Annotated in this window: 19 protein-coding genes; 11 read left to right on the top strand and 8 right to left on the bottom strand. The window is 60.4% G+C overall.

Going from position 1 to position 22639, the window contains the following annotated elements; all coding sequences use genetic code 11:
• Nucleotides 1-137: 137 nt before the first annotated feature.
• On the top strand, nucleotides 138-1130 hold the full coding sequence (locus tag ACW5W7_RS08980) for a Preprotein translocase subunit SecY (RefSeq protein ID WP_456501478.1): 993 nt from the start codon (nucleotides 138-140) through the stop codon (nucleotides 1128-1130).
• Nucleotides 1131-1224: 94 nt separating this feature from the next.
• Here ACW5W7_RS08980 and ACW5W7_RS08975 read toward each other — a convergent pair whose 3' ends face one another.
• Nucleotides 1225-1383, bottom strand: a complete 159-nt coding sequence (locus tag ACW5W7_RS08975; RefSeq protein WP_434664198.1) for a hypothetical protein — start codon at nucleotides 1381-1383, stop codon at nucleotides 1225-1227.
• Between the two features lie 65 nt (nucleotides 1384-1448).
• On the opposite strand from ACW5W7_RS08975, the gene ACW5W7_RS08970 reads away from it, so the two are divergent.
• The 4 genes from ACW5W7_RS08970 to gshA are packed head-to-tail and all read left to right on the top strand — an operon-like array spanning nucleotide 1449 to nucleotide 7362.
• Nucleotides 1449-2414, top strand: coding sequence for an NADP-dependent oxidoreductase (locus ACW5W7_RS08970; protein ID WP_456501477.1), 966 nt, complete (start codon nucleotides 1449-1451; stop codon nucleotides 2412-2414).
• Between the two features lie 13 nt (nucleotides 2415-2427).
• Nucleotides 2428-2862: a YqaA family protein gene (locus tag ACW5W7_RS08965; RefSeq protein WP_456501624.1), complete on the top strand. Its 435-nt coding sequence runs from the start codon at nucleotides 2428-2430 to the stop codon at nucleotides 2860-2862.
• Between the two features lie 27 nt (nucleotides 2863-2889).
• Nucleotides 2890-5703 (top strand): M16 family metallopeptidase, encoded by a 2814-nt coding sequence (locus ACW5W7_RS08960; protein WP_456501476.1) that lies wholly within the window; start codon nucleotides 2890-2892, stop codon nucleotides 5701-5703.
• A 60-nt stretch (nucleotides 5704-5763) separates the two neighbouring features.
• Nucleotides 5764-7362, top strand: a complete 1599-nt coding sequence (gene gshA, locus ACW5W7_RS08955; RefSeq protein WP_434664191.1) for a glutamate--cysteine ligase — start codon at nucleotides 5764-5766, stop codon at nucleotides 7360-7362.
• 47 nt (nucleotides 7363-7409) lie between these two features.
• On the opposite strand, the gene ACW5W7_RS08950 is transcribed toward gshA, so the two are convergent.
• From ACW5W7_RS08950 to aspA, 3 genes are all read right to left on the bottom strand, one after another.
• Nucleotides 7410-8135 (bottom strand): lipopolysaccharide kinase InaA family protein, encoded by a 726-nt coding sequence (locus ACW5W7_RS08950; RefSeq protein WP_456501475.1) that lies wholly within the window; start codon nucleotides 8133-8135, stop codon nucleotides 7410-7412.
• A gap of 128 nt (nucleotides 8136-8263) precedes the next feature.
• Nucleotides 8264-9583: an anaerobic C4-dicarboxylate transporter gene (locus ACW5W7_RS08945; RefSeq protein WP_349919621.1), complete on the bottom strand. Its 1320-nt coding sequence runs from the start codon at nucleotides 9581-9583 to the stop codon at nucleotides 8264-8266.
• A 131-nt stretch (nucleotides 9584-9714) separates the two neighbouring features.
• Entirely contained in the window at nucleotides 9715-11157 is a 1443-nt protein-coding gene (aspA, locus tag ACW5W7_RS08940; RefSeq protein ID WP_349919620.1) for an aspartate ammonia-lyase, read from the bottom strand.
• Nucleotides 11158-11602: 445 nt separating this feature from the next.
• On the opposite strand from aspA, the gene ACW5W7_RS08935 reads away from it, so the two are divergent.
• Entirely contained in the window at nucleotides 11603-12076 is a 474-nt protein-coding gene (locus ACW5W7_RS08935; protein WP_456501474.1) for an FxsA family protein, read from the top strand.
• 27 nt (nucleotides 12077-12103) lie between these two features.
• On the opposite strand, the gene ACW5W7_RS08930 is transcribed toward ACW5W7_RS08935, so the two are convergent.
• Nucleotides 12104-13438, bottom strand: a complete 1335-nt coding sequence (locus ACW5W7_RS08930; RefSeq protein ID WP_456501623.1) for an MATE family efflux transporter — start codon at nucleotides 13436-13438, stop codon at nucleotides 12104-12106.
• Between the two features lie 241 nt (nucleotides 13439-13679).
• On the opposite strand from ACW5W7_RS08930, the gene ACW5W7_RS08925 reads away from it, so the two are divergent.
• From ACW5W7_RS08925 to ACW5W7_RS08905, 5 genes are all read left to right on the top strand, one after another.
• Nucleotides 13680-13973, top strand: coding sequence for a co-chaperone GroES (locus ACW5W7_RS08925; RefSeq protein WP_005309514.1), 294 nt, complete (start codon nucleotides 13680-13682; stop codon nucleotides 13971-13973).
• A gap of 40 nt (nucleotides 13974-14013) precedes the next feature.
• Nucleotides 14014-15648 (top strand): chaperonin GroEL, encoded by a 1635-nt coding sequence (groL, locus tag ACW5W7_RS08920; protein WP_349919616.1) that lies wholly within the window; start codon nucleotides 14014-14016, stop codon nucleotides 15646-15648.
• A gap of 146 nt (nucleotides 15649-15794) precedes the next feature.
• Complete coding sequence (locus ACW5W7_RS08915) at nucleotides 15795-16241, top strand: molybdopterin-binding oxidoreductase (RefSeq protein ID WP_434476202.1); 447 nt, start codon at nucleotides 15795-15797, stop codon at nucleotides 16239-16241.
• A gap of 25 nt (nucleotides 16242-16266) precedes the next feature.
• Nucleotides 16267-18198 carry a putative bifunctional diguanylate cyclase/phosphodiesterase gene (locus tag ACW5W7_RS08910; protein ID WP_456501473.1) on the top strand — a complete coding sequence of 644 codons (1932 nt, stop codon included), beginning with the start codon at nucleotides 16267-16269 and terminating at the stop codon, nucleotides 18196-18198.
• Between the two features lie 59 nt (nucleotides 18199-18257).
• Entirely contained in the window at nucleotides 18258-18446 is a 189-nt protein-coding gene (locus ACW5W7_RS08905; protein ID WP_456501472.1) for a hypothetical protein, read from the top strand.
• A 60-nt stretch (nucleotides 18447-18506) separates the two neighbouring features.
• On the opposite strand, the gene rluA is transcribed toward ACW5W7_RS08905, so the two are convergent.
• The 3 genes from rluA to ACW5W7_RS08890 all read right to left on the bottom strand — a co-directional run.
• Nucleotides 18507-19175 carry a bifunctional tRNA pseudouridine(32) synthase/23S rRNA pseudouridine(746) synthase RluA gene (gene rluA, locus ACW5W7_RS08900; protein WP_456501471.1) on the bottom strand — a complete coding sequence of 223 codons (669 nt, stop codon included), beginning with the start codon at nucleotides 19173-19175 and terminating at the stop codon, nucleotides 18507-18509.
• Nucleotides 19176-19271: 96 nt separating this feature from the next.
• Nucleotides 19272-22139 carry an RNA polymerase-associated protein RapA gene (rapA, locus tag ACW5W7_RS08895; RefSeq protein WP_456501470.1) on the bottom strand — a complete coding sequence of 956 codons (2868 nt, stop codon included), beginning with the start codon at nucleotides 22137-22139 and terminating at the stop codon, nucleotides 19272-19274.
• Nucleotides 22140-22408: 269 nt separating this feature from the next.
• A partial coding sequence (locus tag ACW5W7_RS08890; protein ID WP_456501469.1) for a hypothetical protein occupies nucleotides 22409-22639 on the bottom strand: 231 nt, incomplete at its 5' end.

Genomic DNA, 22639 nt, shown 5'->3' with positions numbered 1-22639 from the left:
CTATTTGTCCAATTCGGTCGGGTTCTGCCCATCCGGATGCGGATATGGCGGAAATCCGGGGATCCGCCTTCATTCTGCCCGCTGGCTGACTATAATCGGCAGCCAACTTTTCCTCTGCTTCACATCTTTCGCTCATCATGACGACACAAGCCCCCGCCGCGCTGCGCTACCCCAAGGGGTGGTTCGCGCTCAGCACCGTTTACTCCTTCACCGGCCTGGCCATCCTGGCCTCCATTGTCTTCTCCCTGCTGCTGTTTCTCTCCATCGACGACAACCCCTTGATGAAGTGGCTGTTTGGCGGTCTGGCCATCATCTTCGAGCTGGGCAAGTTCTACGTCTGGTATGAATACGGGGAGTGCAAGGCTCGCCGGGACCTTGGCGGCGCCTTCTGGTCGCTGCTGTTCTACAGCGTGCTGGCGGCCATCTCCATCGGTGGCAGCATCGGCGGCATCAACAGTGCCACCAATACCATCCTGAGCCAGCAGGCCCGCCACGAGCGGGAAATCGCCCGCTTCGACGAGCAGATCGCCAGCATAGAGCGGCAGATCCAGCTCAACGAGGAGGCGGCCCGCAAGTACATCGAGATGGCGCGGATCTCAAGCGGCGTCAACGGCCTGCAGCAGGCCAACACCAAGCTGAGGCTGAAGCAGGATGCGCTGCGCCAGGAGCGGGACGCCAAGCCCCTCAATGAACAATCCTCCATGCTGGGGTTGATGAGCAGCCTGGCAGACGGGGTGGGCATGAGCATCAGTCAGGTGCAGTTCCTGCTGGTCTGCTTCCTCTCCATCCTGCTCGATGCCTTCGGTGCCTACTTCGTCAGCCTGATCGGGGAGGAGAACCGCTTCCGCCGACTGTGGCAACGACAGCAGCAACCACGGGAGGCGGAACTGACCCCGACCGTGCCTGCCGAGCCCCTGGTCGTCGCCAGACCGGCGCCGGAACCCGCGCTGGTTGCCAGGGTGAGAAGCCTGCTGGAGAGCGGTGAGTCCAAATGCAGCAAGCGCAGGGTCGCCGAGGCACTGGCCATGCCGCTGGAAGAGGTGGACAGGGTGTTCCAGCATCTGCTGGCAGAAGGGGTGCTGGGGCAGGGCAGCAACCGCCACTATCACCTCAACGTGCAAGCGGGTTGAGCGAGCCACCGGGGGCAATGGCTACGGATGTCATTACCAGACGGGCAAAACAGGAGGCCACCTCAGGGTGGCCTCGTCGTTGCTGGAGGATGGGCTAGTGGGTCAGCACCATCATCAGGCTGAGGAAGGCGGCGAGCCCGCCACCCAGACCGATGATCCAGTAAAACCCCCTGGCCCCCTGTTTGAGCGGGATCCGGAAGTAGAGCAGGAAGGCCCACCAACCCAGAGCCAGCAACAGAGGGATAAGAAACATTCGAGCCATGTGGTCCTCGCTGTTATTCTGTGGATCCTTGATCAATCAACAGGATGGATTGTGCAATGACGCAGCTACAGATTACCGCATTCGGCGCCCCCTCGGTACTCAAGCTCAACCCTTCGCAGGACAGGATCCCCGCAGAGGGAGAGGTGCGGGTGCGCATCTGCTATGCCGGCGTCAATCCCATCGATGCCAAGACCCGGGCCGGGCTCGGCTGGGCGGCGGCCCAGAACAAGGACAACCTGCCCTGGACCCCGGGTTATGACATGGCCGGGGTGGTCGACAAAGTCGGCCCCGGCGTCACCTCCCTCAAGGAGGGGGAACCAGTGTGCGGCATGGTGGGCTTCCCGCTGGCGGCGGGCGCCTATGCCGAATCCATCGTGGTGAGCGAAAGCGAGCTGGTCAAACTCGATGGCGTCAGCCTCAAGCAGGGGGCGGCGCTGCCGCTGGCAGGCCTCACCGCCTGGCAGGGACTGTTCGAGCATGGCGATCTCAAGCGCGGTCAGCGGGTGCTGATCCTGGCCGGTGCCGGGGGCGTCGGTCATCTGGCGGTGCAGTTTGCCAGCGCCTATGGCGCCGAGGTGGTGGTGACCGCCAGCCCGAATAACCACGGCTTCCTGCACGGGATCGGTGCCGACGTCATGGTGGATTACCACGATGCCGACTGGGTTGCCCAGGTCGGCCAGGTGGATCTGGTGCTGGACCTGACGGGGGGCGAGAGCGGCAAGGCGGCCCTTGCCTGCGTCAAACCGGGTGGCCGGCTGGTGACGGTGCCGACCATCACGGCCCAGCTTATCAAGGATGCCGGTGCCGAGCTGGGGGTTGAGGTGAGCGGCATGCTGGTGCACCCCGACAACAAGCAGCTGGCCCAGATGCTTATCCTGCTGCGTCAGGGAGATGTGCACATCACCCTGGCCGGCGAGTATACGCTGGCGGAGGGGGCGCTGGCCCATCAGGCCATCGAGGCGGGCCACACCCGTGGCAAGCTGGTGCTGCGCATGCCGGCCGCCGAGCAGTATCCGGCATAAGGGCGACGACGTGATGGAGACCCTGGAAACCGGGCTGGGCTGGCTGTTTCTGAGCGCCTTTACCTCCGCGACCCTGCTGCCCGGCAGCTCGGAAGTGCTGCTCGGCGTCATGGCCAACCAGGGTCAGTGGAGCATGGCCAGCCTGCTGTTCTGGGCCACCCTCGGCAACACGCTGGGGTCGATGACCACCTGGTGGCTCGGCTGGCTGGCCACCTTCAAAAAGAAACCGGAAGATTTTCAAGGCCGTGGGGAACAAAAGGCGCTCGGTTGGCTCAAACTCCATGGTCACTGGTGTCTGCTGCTTGCCTGGACGCCGGTGATAGGCGATGGTCTCTGCCTGCTGGCCGGTTGGCTGCGCCTCTCGTTCTGGCGCTCTCTCATTCTTATCGGGCTCGGCAAATTGTTTCGTTATGTCCTGGTGTTTCTGCTGGCCAAGCAGATCTTCTAGTCTTTTTCGTTCAGTCACGAGGTAACCGTGAAGCAACTCATCCCATTAAGCCTTCTCATGGGCTTTGCCCTGCCGGCGCTGGCCGCCCCGACCCTGGTGTCGGAGCAGGTCAAGCAGGAGGGCAAGCTCGGCATTCCCTATCAGATGTACAAGCTGGACAACGGCCTGACCGTGATCCTGGCACCGGACAAATCGGATCCCTTGGTGCACCTGGATGTCACCTATCACGTGGGATCGTCCCGCGAGACGGTGGGCAAGTCCGGGTTTGCGCACTTCTTCGAGCACATGATGTTCCAGGGCTCCAAGCACGTGGGTGATCAGGAGCACATGCGGATCATCAACGAGGCCGGTGGTGACATGAACGGCACCACCAACAAGGACAGGACCAACTACTACGAGACTGTGCCGGCCAACCAGCTGGAGAAGGTGCTCTGGCTGGAGGCGGATCGCATGGGCTTCCTGCTCGATGCGGTGAGCCAGAAGAAATTCGAGATCCAGCGTGCCACCGTCAAGAACGAGCGGGCCCAGCGCATCGACAACCAACCCTATGGTCTGGTGAGCGAGAAGGTGGGGGAGGCGCTCTATCCGCGCACCCATCCCTACTCCTGGCAGCCCATCGGTTATGTGGAAGATCTGGACAGGGTCGGGGTGGATGACCTCAAGCAGTTCTTCCTGCGCTGGTACGGGCCGAACAACGCGACCCTGACCCTGGGCGGCGATTTTGACAGCAAGCAGGCGCTGGCCTGGATTGAGCAGTACTTCGGCTCCATTCCCCGTGGGCCCGATGTGGCCGAGCCGACCCCCAAACCTGCAACCCTGCCCGAGACCCGTTACGTCACCTTGCAGGACAAGGTGCACCTGCCGCTGCTCTACATCAGCTATCCGACCGTGGCGCTTGGCGATCCCCAGGAGCCGGCGCTGGACATCTTTGCCGACGTGCTCGGCGGCTCTGCCAGCTCCATGCTTTATCAGTCCCTGGTCAAGACCGGCAAGGCCATCGAGGTGGGGGCCGGTCACTCCTGCGAGGAGCTGGCCTGTACCCTGACGGTCTATGCCTATCCGAACCCAGCGGTGGATGGCAGCCTCAAGACCCTCAAGGGGGAAGTGGACAAGGTGATCGCCGATTTCGCCAACCGGGGCGTCAAGCCTGCGGATCTGGAGAAGGCCATCAGCAGCTATCGCTCCTCCGCCATCTGGGGGCTGGACAGCATAGAGGGCAAGGTGAGCCAGCTCGCCATGGGTCAGGTGCTGGCCCAGGATCCCAACTATGTGTTCAAGAATCTGGATGCCATCGCCGCGGTCAAGGCGGATGACGTCAAGGCCGCCTACGACAAGTTCATCGCGGGCAAGCCTTCCGTGGTGCTGAGCGTGGTGCCCAAGGGCAAGACGGACTGGCAGGCCGCTGCCCCCAACTTCAGTCCGGCCAAGCGGGAGCTGCCCGATTACAGCAAGCACGGGGAGCCTCTGGCCCTGCGCCCGGTGAAAGACAGCTTCGATCGCAGCGTGCAGCCCAAGGCTGGCGAGGCGGTCAGCGTCAAGGTACCGGCCATCTGGCACGGCAAGCTGGACAAGGGCATCGAGATCATCGGCACCCAGAGTGACGAGATCCCCGCCGTCTCCATCATGATCGCCCTGCCGGGTGGCATCCGGGCGGAAGGCAAGGGGGAGCTCGGTCTCGCCAGCCTCACCGCCGCCATGCTGGAACAGGGCACGGTGCGCCTCTCCGAGGCCGAGCTCAGCGACGAGTTGCAAAAGCTCGGCGCCAGCATCAGCGTCTCCACCGCCCAGTACAACAACCTCATCACCATCAGCTCGCTGACCGACAAGTTGCCCCAGACCCTGGCCCTGGTGCGCGAGGTGTTCGAACGTCCCGGCATGCGGGAGGCGGATTTCGAGCGACTCAAGGCCCAGATGCTGCAAGGGATGAAGCAGAGCGAACAGCAGCCGGAGTGGCTGGCGGGTCAGGCGTTCCGTGAGCTGGTCTACGGCAAGCAGAACCGGCTGGGTCAACCCAGCAACGGCGTGCTGACCGATGTGGAGAAGCTGACCCTGGCGGATGTGAAGCGCTTCTATCAGGCCTATTACAACCCGACCAATGCCAAGGTGGTGGTGACCGGGGACGTGACCCAGCCGCAGATCGAATCCGCACTCGGCTTCCTGCCGGAGTGGAAGGGCGCCGCGCCGACCCTGGGGGATCTCAAGCCTCAGGGTGAGCAGGCCAAACCCGGCATCTATCTGGTGGACAAGCCGGGGGCACCCCAGTCGGTGATCCGCATCGGCCGCCGCGCCATGGCGTTCGATACCACGGGGGATTACTTCGTCGCCAACCTGATGAACTTCAACCTGGGGGGCAACTTCAACAGCCGCATCAACCTCAACCTGCGGGAAGACAAGGGTTACACCTATGGCGCCAGCTCGGGCTTCTCCGCCAACCGCGAGGCGGGGGTATTCGCCACCGGTGCCAATGTGCGGACCGATGCGACCGTGGATGCGATCCGCCAGTTCCTCAAAGAGATGGATGGCTACCGCGCGAGCGGCCCCACCCCGGTGGAGCTGGCCTATATGCGCAGCGCCGTCTCCCAGCAGGATGCCCTCTCCTACGAGACCCTGGGCCAGAAGGCGGGCTTCCTGCTGCAGATGATCATGTATGACCTGAAACCCGACTATGTGCAGGCCCAGAGTCAGCTGATCAAAACGGTGTCACCCGAGACGCTGAAAGCCAGTGCGGCCCGTTGGTTGAACCCGGCCGACATGGTGATTGTGGTGGTGGGAGACAAGCAAAAGCTTGAAAAACCGCTTGCCGAGCTTCATCTTCCCATCTATCCACTGCAACTGCCCTGACAGGCAGAGCAAAATAATGAGCGCCGCCCCGGCCGGGGCGGCCACACATGAGCCGTGAATATGACTACTACTAGCTTGTCGCTCACCGAGTTGTTGGCTGCCCTTGGCGCCCCCGAGCGGGTCACTGCCCTCAAGGGGATCCGTCGCGGGATAGAGCGTGAATGCCTGCGCATTACCCCCGAAGGCACCCTGGCCCAGACCGATCACCCGAAGAGTCTGGGATCCGCCCTGACCCATGGCAACATCACCACCGACTACTCCGAGAGCCTGCTGGAGTTCATCACCCCGGCCACGGATTCCATCGAGAGCCTGATCGAGCAGCTTGGCGACATCCATCGCCACAGCATCCGTCACATCGGTGACGAGCGGATCTGGCCCCTCTCCATGCCCTGCTTCGTCGGTGACGAGGAGAGCATCCGGCTGGCCCAGTACGGCAGCTCCAACATAGGCCGGATGAAGACCCTCTACCGGCAGGGGCTGAAGAACCGCTACGGCAGCCTGATGCAGGTCATCGCCGGGGTTCACTTCAACTTCTCCATGCCGGACAGCTTCTGGTGCGAATGGCAGGATCTGGTAGGCGAGGGCTGCTGCAGCCAGCGCTTCATCTCCGACAAGTACATGGGGCTTATTCGCAACGTCTACCGCTTCGGCTGGCTGGTGCCCTATCTGTTCGGTGCCTCCCCCGCCATCTGCGACTCCTTCCTCAAGGGGCGCAAGAGCAGCCTGCCGTTCCAGAAGACCGGCAAGGGGACCCTCTATCTGCCTTATGCCACCGCGCTGCGCCTGTCCGATCTCGGCTATACCAACAGCGCCCAGGCGGGCCTCAAGATCAGCCACGACAACCTGCCGGCCTATGTCAGCAGTTTGCGCCGCGCCATCAACACCCATGATCCCGAGTTTGCGAAGATCGGGGTCAAGGTGAACGGGGAGTACCGTCAGCTCAATGACAACGTGCTGCAGCTGGAAAACGAGCTCTATGCGCCCATCCGGCCCAAGCGCACCCCGCGCAGCGGCGAGAAGCCGTCGGATGCGCTGGAGCAGCGCGGTATCGAATACATCGAGCTGCGTACCGTGGACGTGAACCCCTTCACGCCGTTCGGCATCGAGGTGGATCAGATCCGCTTCTTCGATCTCTTCCTGGTCTGGTGCCTGCTGCGCCCGTCCCCTGTGCTGACCGACGAGGAGGTGGCGCGCAATCGCCGCAACCAGAACAAGGTGGTGCTGGAGGGACGCCGTCCCGGCCTCGAACTGGAGGATGAACAGGGCAACCCCATCGGCCTCAAGGAGTTCGGCCTCACGCTGTTCGGCGAGCTGGATCAGGTGGCCGAGCTGCTGGATCGCTGCTGTGGTCGCAATCGCTATCGCGAGACGCTGGCCATGCACCGGGAGAAGCTGCTAAACCCCGAGCTCACCTATTCCGCCCGCCTGCTCAAACAACTGCTGGAAAGCGGCCAGGACAATGGCTGCCTCGGCGATGAGCTGGCGAGCCGCTACCGGGAGGAGATGCTGGCTGGTGAGCTGGAGTACTGGGACGAGGCCTATTTCGCCGGTGAGGCGCGGGATTCGCTGGCCAAGCAGCGGGAGCGTGAGCGCGGTGACAGCCTCTCGTTCGATGACTTCCTGGCAGACTACTTCGGTACCCGCCAGACCACGGTCTGACGCCTGCTTCGCAAGATGAAAAAAGCCGCTCTCTCGAGCGGCTTTTTTTATGGGGCGTTTTTCAGTGCCGCGCGGTGAGCGAGTACCAGCCGCTCCAGTTGGGCCAGCAGGTAGTCACGGTAGCCCTGACCAAACAGCTTGCCGGGCTCCAGGGAGGCGATCAGGGTCTGCCGGCGCTGGCTTTGCAGTAGGGGGAGGCGGCGGACATGGGTATCTATCCAGACGATGGCGCCAGACGGGGCCTGCATCAGGTTGCCGAGGTGCAGATCCCGGTGGTAATAACCCTGTTTGGCCAGCTGGAAGATATCGTTGGCCATCTGGCGCAGCAGAGCGAGCCGGTTCGCCTCGTCGGCACGCTGGAAGTAAGCCTCGCACGACTGGTGATCCTGCAGATATTGCACGGCGAGGAAAGAGCCGAGGGGATTGAGGGGGTTGAGGGCGAGGCCGGCGGCCTTGCAGGGCACCACATTGAGCCCGGCCTGACGGATCAGGCGATTGCTGCGCCATTCACGAAAGGCATCGATATGGCCAACCATCCGCTTGCTGAGCAGGTCCCGACAGAACCAGCGCAGGGTCCAGCGGGGGTATTTGTCGGCGACCAGCTTGCAGAGACTGTTGCTGGCGTTGTGATGCCAGAACAGACTGCTGCCCTGCGCCTCGAACTGCCGGGTCTGGGGGCTCTGCTTGAGGGTCCAGCTGTCCAGATGGAGGTCATCATTGACCAGCAAGTAGTAGTGATTTTGACCGTTAAAGTTGAGTGAGGTCAGTGTCATAGCGCGCTTTTGTAAGTTTTTTCTGATAGTGATTAATTCTCCCCTGCCAAGCCTGACTGGAACTGAATGAGAGGCTGAAATAGAAAACGGCCCCGCAGGGCCGTTTTAACTGCATCCATGGGACAAGATCAGAGGATCAGGCCGCCGAAGAAGAAGCCAAGGGCGACCGCCATGGCGATGGTGGCCACACCGGGGATGAAGAAGGGGTGGTTGAACACCGCCTTGCCAATCCGGGTGGAGCCGGTGTCATCCATTTCGACCGCCGCCAGCAGGGTGGGGTAGGTCGGCAGCACGAACAGGGCGCTCACCGCGGCGAAGGAGGCGATGGCAGCCAGCGGGCTGACACCCAGTGCCAGTGCGGCAGGCATCAGCGCCTTGGTGGTCGCACCCTGGGAGTAGAGCAGCATGGAGGAGAAGAACAGCACCACGGCCAGCAGCCAGCTGTACTGGTTCAGCAGGTCACCGGCAAAGGCCTGGATCTCGACCATGTTGCCCTTCACGAAGACGTTGCCGAGCCAGGCGACACCCAGTACGCAGATGCAGGCGGACATACCGGACTTGAAGGTCGGCATGTTGGTGACCTGGGAGGCGTCCAGTTTGCACAGCAGAACCATCAGGGTGGCGGCGGAGAGCATGATGCCCATGATGGCGCCGTCACGGGGGATGGGGGGGCTCGCGATCAGGCCCACGTTGCCGGAGATGGCAGTGGCATAGGCCATGACGGCGACGATGGCGGCGACGAAGATGCCGACGGAGAGCTTGGCATAGGGCTTGAGCTCAATCTGGCTGGAACCGCGCAGTTTGATGAGGCCCTTGGCCTTGCGATCCAGATAGACTTCGTCCTGCTCCAGCGGCTTGCCCAGCATGTTGGCCACGAAGGCACCCAGGATACAGGCGATGAAGCTGGACGGGATGCAGATGGCCAGCAGGGTCAGGTAATCCACTCCCAGCGGCTCCAGCATGCCGGAGAAGGCGACCACGGCCGCCGAAATCGGCGAGGCGGTGATGGCGATCTGGGAGGCGACGACCGCGATGGAGAGCGGACGGGAGGGGCGAATGCCCTGCTCCTTGGCCACTTCGGCGATCACCGGCAGGGTGGAGAAAGCGGTATGACCGGTACCGGCCAGCATGGTCATCAGGTAGGTGACCACGGGCGCGGCGAAGGTGATGTGCTTGGGATTCTTGCGCAGGGCTTTCTCGGCAAGAGAGACCAGGTAGTCCATCCCGCCGGCCAGTTGCATACAGGCGATGGCGCAGATGACGGACGCGATGATCATGATCACGTCCCAGGGCAGGTAGGCGACCAGCTGATCACCCGGGATGGGCATGCCCAGCCCCCAGGTCAGTACCAGTACCCCGAGGCCACCGGCGAAGCCGATGCCGATGCTGCCGATCCGAGCCCCCAGATAGATAGCGGCGAGCACGACAAGTAACTCGATTCCAATCATATTAAACACTCCATAATCCAGTTTTTTTAGGTTTTTATGTGGCAGGAAAGCCAATTCCCGATGGGACTGGGGAGGCCAATCGGGAACTGACTCTACAACAGGCCGGGGCTAACCCCGGCCTGTTGACTCGCTTATGCAGTGGCTTCGCGGGTGTAGCGCTTGGCCTTGTATTGCGGGTTCATCAGGTTCTCGATGGAGAGGATCTCGTCGAGTTGTTCTGCAGTCAGCAGGCCGCGTTCCAGCACGACTTCACGGACGTTCTTGCCGGTCTGGGCGCAGATCTTGCCGACGATGTCACCTTCATGGTGACCGATGAAGGGGTTCAGGTAGGTCACGATACCGATGGAGTTCAGCACGTGGTTCATGCAGATTTCCGGGTTGGCGGTGATCCCTTCCACGCACTTGACGCGCAGGGAGACACAGGCCTTCTCCATCAGGCTCAGGGATTCGAACATGGCCTGACCGATGACGGGTTCCATGACGTTCAGCTGCAGCTGACCGGCTTCGGCGGCGAAGGTGATGGTGACATCGTTGCCAAACACCTTGAAGCAGGACTGGTTGACCACTTCCGGGATAACCGGGTTGACCTTGGCCGGCATGATGGAAGAACCCGCCTGCATTTCCGGCAGGTTGATTTCCTTCAGGGCGGTACGCGGACCGGAGGAGAGCAGACGCAGATCGTTACAGATCTTGGAGAGCTTCATGGCCAGACGCTTGATGGCACCGTGCAGCATGACATAGGCGCCGCAGTCGGAGGTCGCTTCAATCAGATCCTCTGCCGGCACGTAGGCACGACCGGTGATCTCGGCCAGACGCTTGATGGCGAGGGCAGAGTACTCGGGCGGCGTGTTCAGGCCGGTACCGATGGCGGTAGCGCCCAGGTTCACTTCCAGCAGCAGTTCCTGGCAGCGCTTGATGGATTTGATCTCTTCGCGCAGGGTGACGGCAAAGGCGTGGAACTCCTGACCCAGGGTCATGGGCACCGCATCCTGCAGCTGGGTACGACCCATTTTCAGGATGTGCTTGAATTCCTGGGCCTTGGCGTCGAAGGCGGCGATCAGACCTTCCAGGGCGAACAGGGTGGTGTCGGTGCTGTTGACCACGGCGACGCGGAAGCCGGTGGGGTAGGCATCGTTGGTGGACTGGCACTTGTTGACATGGTCATTGGGGTTGATGACGTCGTAACGCCCCTTCTCCAGACCCATGATCTCGAGGGCGATGTTGGCCAGCACCTCGTTGGTGTTCATGTTGACGGAGGTACCGGCGCCGCCCTGGTAAACGTCGACCGGGAACTGGTCGAAGCATTTGCCGGTGTTCAGCATCAGGTCGCAGGCTTCGACGATCTTGTCGGCAATTTCGGGACGAATGGTGCCCAGCTCACCGTTGGCCAGTGCGGCGGCCTTCTTGGTCAGCACCATGCCACGGACAAATTCGGGAACGTCAGAAATCTTCTGGGAACTGATCTTGAAGTTCTCGACGGCGCGCAGGGTGTGCACACCGTAGTAGAGATCATTGGAAACTTCTTTGGTGCCCAGCAGGTCTTCTTCAATGCGGACGTTCTTGATGTCGCTCATTGTAATGCCTCAGAAATCAGATAAATGGAAACAATCCTCACCGAGTGGCGCGACTTCCTTACGCACTTTTCATCCTGAAGCACCACACATCGAGTGGGGCGGTTGGGAGCTTGCTGCCCCCGGGTAATCATTGGGGTCGATATTACCTCAATTGAGGTATCTGATATTAGACCTGGATCACTAAATTTGAGCCGACCCTAAATAACTTGTGGTCATTAAACAGATACTGCAATTGTGCGAATAACTGTGACAGAACAGACACTTCAATCCCAGAGATTCAAGAAGATATTTGTCTGAATCCCGATCCGTATCACTCATCAGACTTGAAAAATGTACAGTTGACCCCATTTCAGTTGTCAGAACCGATAGCAGGCTGGCTGTGCCGGAATCGCTCTCCTCGCCATGACCCGCCTGGTTCACCCCTTTTACTCGTACCGAGGATCTTATGGGCAAGTTGTTACTGTTATTGGTCGGCCTGGTCGTGCTGGAGCTCACCGTGATGATCGAGGTGGGTTCGGTGATCGGCGCCCTGCCAACCGTGGGGCTGCTGATATTGACCGCCGTGCTGGGCTCTTCCCTGGTGCGCAGCGAAGGGATCAAGACCCTGTTCAGTGCCCAGCAGAAGATGCAGCAGGGGGAGATGCCGGGCCGGGAAGTGATGGGGGGCATGATGCTGGCGCTGGCCGGCCTGCTGCTGATCATCCCGGGCTTTGTGACCGATTTCTTCGGCATCCTGCTGTTGCAGCCCTGGCTGCGCAACTGCCTGGCGGACAAGCTGGTGGGCAGCAGCCAGTTCCGGATGCAGATGGGGGGCTTCCAGAACCCGTCATCCCCTTTTGAACCGGGGCAGGGTGAGGGGCCGCAACCGGGCAACCGCGGCGGTACCACCATCGAAGGCGAGTTTGAACGCAAAGAGTAAGTGCGCACATGACCCCGGACTGTGCCCTCAGGGGTTTCCCTGATGGCACAGTCCCTCGAAACGGCGATGGGCATAGCCCCAGGCCAGCCCTCCGGCCGCCAGATTGGCCACCAATATCCCCAGATAGATTCCCTGCTCCCCCCCGAGTTTTGCCCCCAGCCAGGCCCCTGGCAGCAAGAACACAAACAGACGCAGACCGTTGAACAGGAAAGAGACCTTGGATGCCCGCACGCCGTTGAGGGCGGACGCCAGCAGCATCACCATGCCCTGAAAGCCGTAACCGATGGGCACCAGATGCAGATAGAGCACGATAAGCCGTGCCACCTGGGGTTGGTCGCTGAACAGGGCGGCGATGAGGGGAGCCGTCAGCCAGATGAAGGCGTACACGGCGAGCTGGAACAGCAGGGCGAAGCGCATGCTGAGCAGCAGGGCCGCCTTGGCCCGCGCCGGATTGCCAGCTCCGCAGTTTTGCGAGACGAAGGGGGCCAGTACCGAGGAGAGCGCCATCATCACGATGAGCAACAAGGCCTCGACTCTGGAGGCGGCACCGTAGGCGGCCACCACCTCGGTGCCCAGACCGGCGAAGATGATCATCAGCACGGCGTTGGCCAAGGGGTTGAGCATGTTGGTGAAGGAGGCGGGCACCGCCACGTGCAGGAGGGTGCGCCAGTGAGCCAGCAGCCGTGGCCGCGGGGAGAGGCGCCATGACAGCAGTCGCTCCCGCTTGCGCAAGATATGCAGGCTGACCAGGGTCGCCATCAGCCAGGAGAGGGAGGTGGCGATGGCGGCACCGCGGATGCCCCATTCGGGGAAGGGACCTATGCCGAAGATGAGCAGGGGATCCAGCACCCCGTTGACCAGCCCGGCCACCGCCATCACCAGACTCGGGGTCTTGGTGTCGCCGGTGGCCCGGATGGCGGCATTGCCCACCATGGGCAGGGCCAACAGGGGCACGGTCAGATACCAGATCAGCATGTAGTCATGGATCAGCGAGATGAGGTCGGCGCTGGCCCCGAGCAGGGTGAAGAGGGGCGTGATGGTCAGGGCCCCCAGCAGCGCGAGCAGGGTCACCAGCAGGACGGCGAGAAACAGACAATCCGTGGTGATGCGGGCCGCCTCGTCGTGACGGCCCTGACCCAGGGTGTGGCCGAGCAGGGCGGAGAGGCCGGCTCCCAGCCCCATGGCCAGGGAGGTGACCACGAAGGTGACCGGGAAGGTGAAGCTGATGGCGGCGAGGGCCTGCGTGCCCAGCAGGCCGATGAAGAAGGTGTCGACCAGGTTGAAGGCCAGGATGGCGACGATGCCGAGGATCATGGGGCCCGTCATGCGCAGCAGCACGGCAGGCATGGGGGCGGTCAGCATGGGATTGGGTCGGCTCACGGGATCGTCTCTGTTGCTGCAGGGCCAGCATGCCGGCCGCGTCCATTCACCGTCCTGGCTCGGGTCGCTCATCCATCAAGGATGTTCATAGTACGTGAAAAAATTTTTTTTGTATTTGCCCTTGAAGGGCTACCCAATTTGCCCCAGATCAGGGGCATTACAAATTTGGCCGGATGCGGCCATTCCTCAAGCAACACAGAGACTCATTTTGGGAGAGTTATCGATGAAAATTCGTCCACTGCACGACCGCGTCATCATCAAGCGCATCGAAGCTGAAGCCAAATCCGCTGGCGGTATCGTCTTGACTGGCACTGCGGCCCAGAAGTCCACCCGTGGTGAAGTTCTGGCCGTGGGGACTGGTCGCATTCTGGATAATGGCGATGTCAAAGCTCTGGCCGTCAAGGTTGGTGACAAGGTGATTTTCAACGAAGGCTACGGCGTCAAGACCGAGAAGCTGGATGGCCAGGACGTGCTGATCCTGTCCGAGACCGACATCCTGGCGATTGTCGAAGAGTAATATTCCCCTTTTCCCCGAATTGATTTAAGGACTCAAGAACATGGCAGCTAAAGAAGTTAAGTTTGGTAACGACGCTCGTATCAAGATGCTGGAAGGTGTCAACATTCTGGCTGACGCAGTAAAAGTCACCCTGGGCCCGAAAGGCCGCAACGTGGTACTGGACAAGTCCTTCGGCGCCCCGACCATCACCAAGGATGGCGTCTCCGTTGCCCGCGAGATCGAGCTGGAAGACAAGTTCCAGAACATGGGCGCTCAGATGGTCAAGGAAGTTGCTTCCAAGGCCAACGACGCTGCCGGTGACGGTACCACTACCGCGACCGTACTGGCACAAGCCATCGTCAACGAAGGCCTGAAGGCCGTTGCCGCCGGCATGAACCCGATGGACCTGAAGCGCGGTATCGACAAGGCCGTCGTGGCTGCCGTCGCCGAGCTGCAGGCTCTGTCCACCCCTTGCGCCGACAGCAATGCCATCGCTCAGGTCGGTACCATCTCTGCCAACTCCGATGAGAAAGTGGGCAAGCTGATTGCCGAAGCCATGGACAAAGTGGGCCGTGACGGCGTCATCACCGTCGAAGACGGTCAGGGTCTGGAAGATGAACTGGCCGTGGTAGAAGGTATGCAGTTCGACCGTGGCTACCTGTCTCCTTACTTCGTCAACAAGCCGGAAACCGGCTCCGTCGAGCTGGATGACCCCTTCATCCTGCTGGTGGACAAGAAGGTCTCCAACATCCGTGAAATGCTGCCGGTGCTGGAAGGTGTGGCCAAGGCGGGCAAGCCGCTGATCATCATTGCCGAAGACGTGGAAGGCGAAGCGCTGGCGACCCTGGTGGTCAACACCATGCGTGGCATCGTGAAGGTCGCCGCCGTCAAGGCGCCGGGCTTCGGTGACCGTCGCAAGGCCATGCTGCAAGATATCGCCATCCTGACCGGCGGTACCGTGATCTCCGAAGAGGTGGGCATGGAGCTGGAGAAGGCGACCCTGGAAGATCTGGGCCGTGCCAAGCGCATCGTCATCACCAAAGAGAACACCACCATCATCGATGGCGTGGGTGATGCAGCCCTGATCGAGAGCCGTGTGGCCCAGATCCGTCAGCAGATCGAAGAGACCTCTTCCGATTACGACCGTGAGAAGCTGCAAGAGCGCGTGGCCAAGCTGGCCGGCGGTGTTGCCGTCATCAAGGTTGGTGCTGCCACCGAAGTGGAAATGAAAGAGAAGAAGGCCCGCGTCGACGATGCCCTGCACGCGACTCGCGCCGCCGTGGAAGAAGGCGTGGTTGCCGGTGGTGGTGTGGCGCTGGTTCGCGCAGCCGCCAAGCTGGCCGACCTGCGTGGTGACAACGAAGACCAGAACGTGGGTATCAAGGTTGCTCTGCGCGCCATGGAAGCCCCGCTGCGTCAGATCGTCATCAACGCCGGTGAAGAAGCCTCCGTCATCGCCAACGCGGTGAAGAACGGTGAAGGTAACTTCGGTTACAACGCCTACACCGAACAGTACGGCGACATGCTGGCCATGGGCATCCTGGATCCGACCAAGGTGACCCGTTCTGCCCTGCAGTTCGCCTCTTCCATCGCCGGTCTGATGATCACCACCGAATGCATGGTCACCGAACTGCCGAAGAAAGATGCACCGGCCATGCCTGATATGGGTGGCATGGGCGGCATGGGTATGATGTAATCAACCCATTGTTATCAAACGGCTCGCATTTGCGAGCCGTTTTTTTTAGGACTACTAAACTGGGTTTATTGATAGTGCAATCAGCTGAGGTGAGGATGCGCAATTTAAGTTTGATCCCATTACTGTTTTCCCTGTGCCTGCCGACCATGGTGATGGCGGCCCCGGCAGGTCCTGTGATCCTCAAGGTGACGGGGGATGTGAAACCCGTCGACCCGAGCAGTGAGGAGGTGGTATTCGATCTGGCCATGATCAAGGCTCTGCCGCAGCATGAAATCCTGACCAGCAGCCCCTGGGTGGACAAGCCGCATAAATACGTGGGACCCAAGCTGGCGGATGTGATGACGGCGGTGGGTGCCAAGGGCAAGAGCATCACTCTCACCGCCCTGAATAGTTTTCAGATCCGGATCAACTGGGATAAGGTCAAGCAATATGATCCCATTCTGGCGTGGCAGGATGACGGGATGACCATGCGGGTACGTGACAAGGGGCCCCTGTGGTTTATCCTGCCCTTGGATCAATACCCCGAGCTCAAACGGTCAGCCTTCACCGACATGATGATCTGGCAGTTGAGTTCGATCGATATTCAGCAGTAATGACGATGGTTTGCGGGAGTTCAGGGTGAAAGCGAAGACCAGGGCCTGGCCCTTACTCGGCGTTCTCTATCTATCCATCTTGTTGTTCACGGGAAGCACCTTGTATTGCCTTGTGCAGATACAGAATGCGACCCGGGTGATGGAAAAGTACACCTATGATGTCTCCTGGGCCTTGATGCAACTACAGCTGGAGTTGGGACGCTTCCTCAATGCAGTCGAGATCTACCATTACGGTGGCATCGACCATGAGGCCCTGCTGCTGCGTTACGACATCCTCTGGAGCCGGACTCCGATCCTCTTGAGCGGCCAGTTGCGCAAAAGTCTGGGGGATAATCAAAAAACGCTGCGGCTGGTCCAGTTGACCGAGAGCAATATTCGGGAAATTGAACCAAAACTGGTGGATTTGAAGCAAGGAACGCCAGATTATCAGCAGATCCTGATGCGGATCGCCCCCCTGCAAGAGCCTCTCTCCTATTCTCTCGCCTCCGTGATGCAGAACAACATCAACGTCTACACGGGCAATGACAAGCGCTTCGCCCAGCTGCGCAATGCGCTGCTGTTCATGGTGCTGGGGCTGGTGATCTCGGTCATTCTGCTCAGTGGCCTGCTGGTGCGCGAGGCCAGGCGGCATTTCAGGGCTGCCCGGGTCGATCCACTGACCGGCCTCGCCAACCGGCTGGCGCTGCTTGAGAAGATGGAGTCCTACGTCAGCCGGGATACGCCTTTCGGATTGGTCCTGGTGGATATCAACGACTTTCGGGATATCAACAGCAAGTTCGGTTACAGCACGGGGGACATCCTGCTGCAGGAGCTGGCAAGGCGCTTGAATGCTCTGTGCGAGAACGGCGAGTGGATCGCCCGCCTCGGGGGAGATCAGCTGGCCATGTTGCAGCGGGAGGGAAGCGATCTGCGCCAGGTCAGGGAGTTGGTGGCGAGGATACTCTATGCCCTCAAGCAGGACATCCTCATCGACAACTATCCCTTCCGGCTGGAAGTCGGCATCGGTATCGCTTTCTTCCCCATGGATAGCAACCAGACCCAGGAGTTGCTCAGCCGGGCTGAACAGGCGCTGTTCCACAGCCGCAAGACCCACGTGCCCTATGTCATTTACGACAACTCTCTGCTCAATGAAACCGCCAGACGCAAGCATCTGGCCTCAGACATGGTGATGGCGCTTGAACACAATGCGCTCGAGCTCTACTACCAACCCATCGTCAATCTGGAGAGTGGGCGCTGCGAAGCGGTGGAGGCACTGCTGCGCTGGCGCCATCCCGAACTCGGTTTCATTCCGCCCAACGAGGTGATCCAGGTGGCGGAAGAGTTCCAGCTGGCGGAGAAGCTCGGCAGCTGGATCCTCAATACCGCTTGCGAGCAGTTGCACAAATGGCAGCATCTGGGACTGGTCGATCTGCAGATGTGCGTCAACATCTCACCAGGCATGTATCAGCGCAACCTGTTGAAACTGGTGGCCAGGGCCCTGATGGATCATCACATTCCCGCGGCCAGCCTGGTGCTCGAGGTGACCGAGGACACCACCATGCGGGAGGTGAAAAATTCGCTGCAGCTGATGCAGGATCTCAATCAGCAGGGGGTTCAACTTGCCCTTGATGACTTCGGTACCGGTTACTCTTCCCTCAGCTATCTGCAGAAGCTGCCGGTGAGCAAGGTGAAGATAGACAGATCCTTCATACAGGGCATAGACACCTCGGTCGAGGCGGCCGAGCTGGTTGCCAATATCTGCCGGATGGGCTCCATGCTGGGCAAGAAACTGGTGTGTGAGGGGATAGAGACACAGGGCCAGCTCGATGTGCTGCGCGCACTGACGGACATCCATCTCGATGGGCAAGGCTATCTGTTCAGCCGTCCCGAACAGGCGGTGAAGGCTTATCAGACTCTGCTGGAAATGGAAGAGCGCTGGCTGGCCAGGCGCATGCCGGACAAGGCATGCTTTATTTGATGGTGAATGACTCATGCTTTGGGAAGGCGAGCCGATAGTGCTTAGGCAGGAGGTACACAATGGACATTTCTAGCACTGCATCCTCGTCATATGGTTCTGCCTTGATGGTGGCCAGCCTGGCGAAAAAACAGCAGCTTCAGGAGGGGGAAACCGCCCTGAAACTGCTGCAGACGGCCGCCCAGCCAGCCCAGGCACCGACTCAGTCGGCGACGGGGTCACTGGGAAGCAACATCAATATCCACGTCTGATCCTGATAAAAAAGCCCCCATCCATGGATGGGGGCTTTTCTTATTCAACGCCAGCAAGGCTTAGCATGAGAAAGGGGCGGGGGCCTCGAAGCTCATGCGTTCGCCACTGCGGGGGTGGGTGATGGTCAGCATGGCCGCATGCAGGTAGAGATGCGGCGCTGCCGCCAATGCTTCTGGGTGGGCATAGAGGTTGTCTCCCAAGATGGGGTGACCCAGCTCCAGCATGTGTACTCGCAGCTGATGAGATCGACCCGTGATGGGGGTCAGCTGGATCAGACTGTTGCCATTCTCCACTTTGAGTTTTTCCCACAGCGTCAGGGCATGGCGCCCCTCCTCAAAGTCGACCTTCTGCCTGGGACGATTGGGCCAGTCCACGCACAGCGGCAGATCCACCTGCCCGGAGCTAGCCTCCGGCTCACCCCACACCCAGGCGAGGTAGTGTTTCTCTGTCTCCCGCTCACGGAACTGGCGACTCAGTTCCCGATGGGAATTCGGGGTGAGAGGGATGACGAGCACTCCGGTCGTGGACATGTCGAGCCGGTGGGCCGCCGCCGCCTTGGGGTGTTGCTGCTTGACCCTGTGCAGGACGCTGTCTTCATTTTCCGGTCCACGCCCCGGCACGCTGAGCAGGCCGGTAGGCTTGTTGACCACCATGATGTCTCTGTCCTTGAACAGGATGTCGAGCCAGGGTTCCAACGGTGGTGAATATTCAAAAGTAGCGTCTTGCATCTTTCATCCAAGGGGCAGGCCCTATCAGTGACTGAGTTATGGGTGACCACGATAAATAAGGTGCACGGCAGCTGGCTATGCACCTTCACTACCTTGTCAGTTATGGGTGACCACGATAAAGCGGATGGCGTCCAGCTTGAGTTGGGTCTGATCGATCAGGTGGTGCAATTCTGCCTGCAGAGTGCGCAGATAATCCAGCTCGCTGTCGCGCACGTTCGGATTGACCGCCTTGAGTGCTTCCAGCCTGTCCAGATCCTGCTGCAGGGTCTGCGCCATCTGTGCCCGAGCCTTGTCGACGATGCCGGCTTTCAGCTCTTCGGCGATGACCTGCCCCTTGCCGATGAGACCGTGGATCACCGGTTGGGACGCCGTCACCAGCTTGCTGCCAAGGTGACGATTGACCGGGGTCAGCTGGCGGTTGAAGGCATCGAATGCCACTTTCTCGCCGAGGTTCTGGCCATTCTTGTCCATCAGCAACCGGATCGGGGTCGGCGGCATGAAACGATAGAGCTGGGGATGGGCGGCAGATTCGGCCACGAAGATCAGCTCCAGCAGAATGGAGCCCACCGGCAGAGCCTTGTTCTTGAGCAGGGCAACCGAGGTCGCGCCAATCTCTGAGCCCAGGATGAGATCGATGCCGCCGCGCATGATGGGATGCTCCCAGGAGAGCAGCGCCATGTCATCTCGCGCCAGGGCGGTGGGGCGATCGAAGGTGATGGTCATGCCATCCTGGGGCAGGCCAGGGAAGCTTGGCACCAGCATGTGATCCCCCGGGGTCAGCACCAGTGCATTCTCCCCTCTGTCGTCCTGATTGACGCCGATCTCGTCGAACATCTTGAGGGCGAAGGAGATCATGCCGGTGTCGTCGTCTTCGGCCGCCAGCTTGTCAACCAGCTGCTGGGCAGCGGCCCCGCCGCTGGAGTGGATCTCCAGCAGGCGGTCACGGCCCTGTTCCAGCCTCGCCTTGAGCGGTTCGTGCAGCTCGCGGGTCTTGGCCAGCAAGGCATCCAGGCCATCCTGGTTATCTTCGTTGGCAGCCAGCAGCTCGAACAGCTCATCGCGTACCGCCTCGAAGATGGGGCGCGCGGTGGGGCAGGTCTGCTCGAAGGCATCCAGACCGTCGTGATACCAGCAGAGCAGTGCCCGCTGAGCGGTACCTATCAGATAAGGAACGTGGATCTCGACGGTGTTCTGCTGGCCGATGCGGTCCAGACGACCGATGCGCTGCTCCAGCAGATCCGGGTTGAGGGGGAGATCGAACAGTACCAGGTGGCTGGCGAACTGGAAGTTGCGGCCCTCGGAACCAATCTCGGAGCAGAGCAGCACCTGGGCGCCGCCCTCCGCTTGCGCAAAATAGGCGGAGGCCTTGTCACGTTCGAGGATGGACATGCCTTCATGGAACACGGCCCCACGGATCCCTTCACGGGTCCGCAGCGCCTCTTCCAGTGCGATGGCAGTAGCCGCTTCGGAACAGATCACCAGCACCTTCTGTTGGCGTGCACCGAGCAGCAGTTCCAGCAGCCAGTCGATACGGGGATCGAACTGGGTCCAGCTGGCGTTGTCTCCCTCGAACTGCTGGAAGATCTTCTCCGGATAGAGATAGCGCAAGGCGCGGGTCTGCAGATCGCCGCCGTTGCCCCCCATCATGCCCATTACCTTGATGGCGGTCTTGTACTGCTCCGGCAGCGGCATGGGATAGACGTTGAGGTGACGTTCGGGGAAGCCCTGAATATTGGCGCGACTGTTGCGGAACAGCACCCGGCCGGTGCCGTGCTGATCCAGCAGCTTGCCGACCGCCTGCTGACGGGCGGCGGTATCGGCCAGATCCAGCCCATCAAGTTGGCTGGCGAGGATCCGTCGCACTTCCTCGCTCAGGTCCCCGCCTTCAAGCAGCTCCTGGGCGGCGCTGGCGACCTGGCCATAGGCCTGCTCCTCGGTGAGGAAGGCGTCGTAGTCGTAGAAGCGCTCGGGGTCGAGCAGGCGCAGACGAGCGAAGTGGCTCTGGTGGCCGAGTTGATCCGGGGTGGCGGTCAGCAGAAGCACGCCGGGGACCTGTTCAGCCAGGGCCTCGACCATTTCGTAGGCACGGCTCGGGGTCTCCTCGCTCCACTCCAGATGATGAGCCTCGTCGACAACCAGCAAATCCCACTCGGCTTCCAGTACTTGTTCGAAGCGGCGGCGCTTCTTGCGCAGGAAGTCGAGGCTGCAGATGACCAGCTGCTCCGTTTCGAACGGATTCTCGGCATCGGCGAATGCCTCGATGCAGCGTTCCTCGTCAAACAGAGAGAAGTGCAGGTTGAAGCGGCGCATCATCTCGACCAGCCACTGGTGTTGCAGGGTTTCCGGCAGCAGGATCAGCACGCGCTGGGCACGGCCAGACAGCAGTTGCTGATGGATGATCATGCCCGCTTCTATGGTCTTGCCCAGACCTACTTCATCGGCCAGCAGCACGCGGGGGGCATAACGGTGGCCCACTTCATGGGCAATATAAAGCTGATGGGGGATCAGACTGACCTTGCCACCCGCCAGACCGCGAGTCGGATTGCGGCGACGCTGATGCTGGTTGATCAGGGCATCAAAGCGCAGGGTGAAGCGAGACATGCGGTCTATCTGCCCGGCGAACAGGCGATCCTGCGGCTTGTTGAACTTGATGAAGTTGCTGAGAAACACTTCCTTGAGGACGACGGGCTCTTCATTGTCGGTACGAGTGCCGACATATATAAGCAACCCATCCTTCTCCTGCACCTCTTCGACCTGCATGGTCCAGTCTTCGTGACTGACGATCTGATCGCCCACATTGAAGCTGACCCGGGTGACAGGCGCCTCTTCTTTGGCATACATGCGGTTTTCACCGGTAGCCGGAAACATCAGGGTAACCATGCGTCCTTCTACAGCAACGACAGTTCCCAATCCCAGATCCGTCTCTGTATCACTAATCCAACGCTGGCCAAGTGCAAAAGGCATTAAACTCTCCAAAGCCCAAGAGTGTGAAATCGCAAAGGGGCGCTATGTTACCCGAAGGAAGAACCCCGATCATCATGGTTGTGACATCGGGAAAAGCCAATTCGATACAAGTTTGATCTGCCTACAGCGATCGCTTGCCAATCTTCCCCAAACACACACGTTTGAGGCCTTGTCTGGTTGCCAATACAGCATCTTGTCTGATTAGTGAGCGAACGAATCGCCAGCGTCATCTTTTTGCAATAATCCTCTTGCCAGAAAGTTTTGGCTCCCTATAATGCGCCTCCATCGACAGGGCAAGCGGCAACGCAAACAACCCCGGTCGGTGCCTCGAAAAGCCTTTTAAAATAAGGCTTGACTCGAGAAGGCGGTTGAGTAGAATGCCACTCCCGCAGCAGCAAAAAGCTGCGTCGCTCTTTAACAATTTGAATCAAGCAATCTGTGTGGGCACTCACAGCATCGAGCATCAAAAAACAATTTTTGATTTTCAATGTCTGATGAAG

This window comes from Aeromonas intestinalis (assembly GCF_054052485.1).
This window is presented reverse-complemented; position numbering and strand designations above follow the sequence as displayed.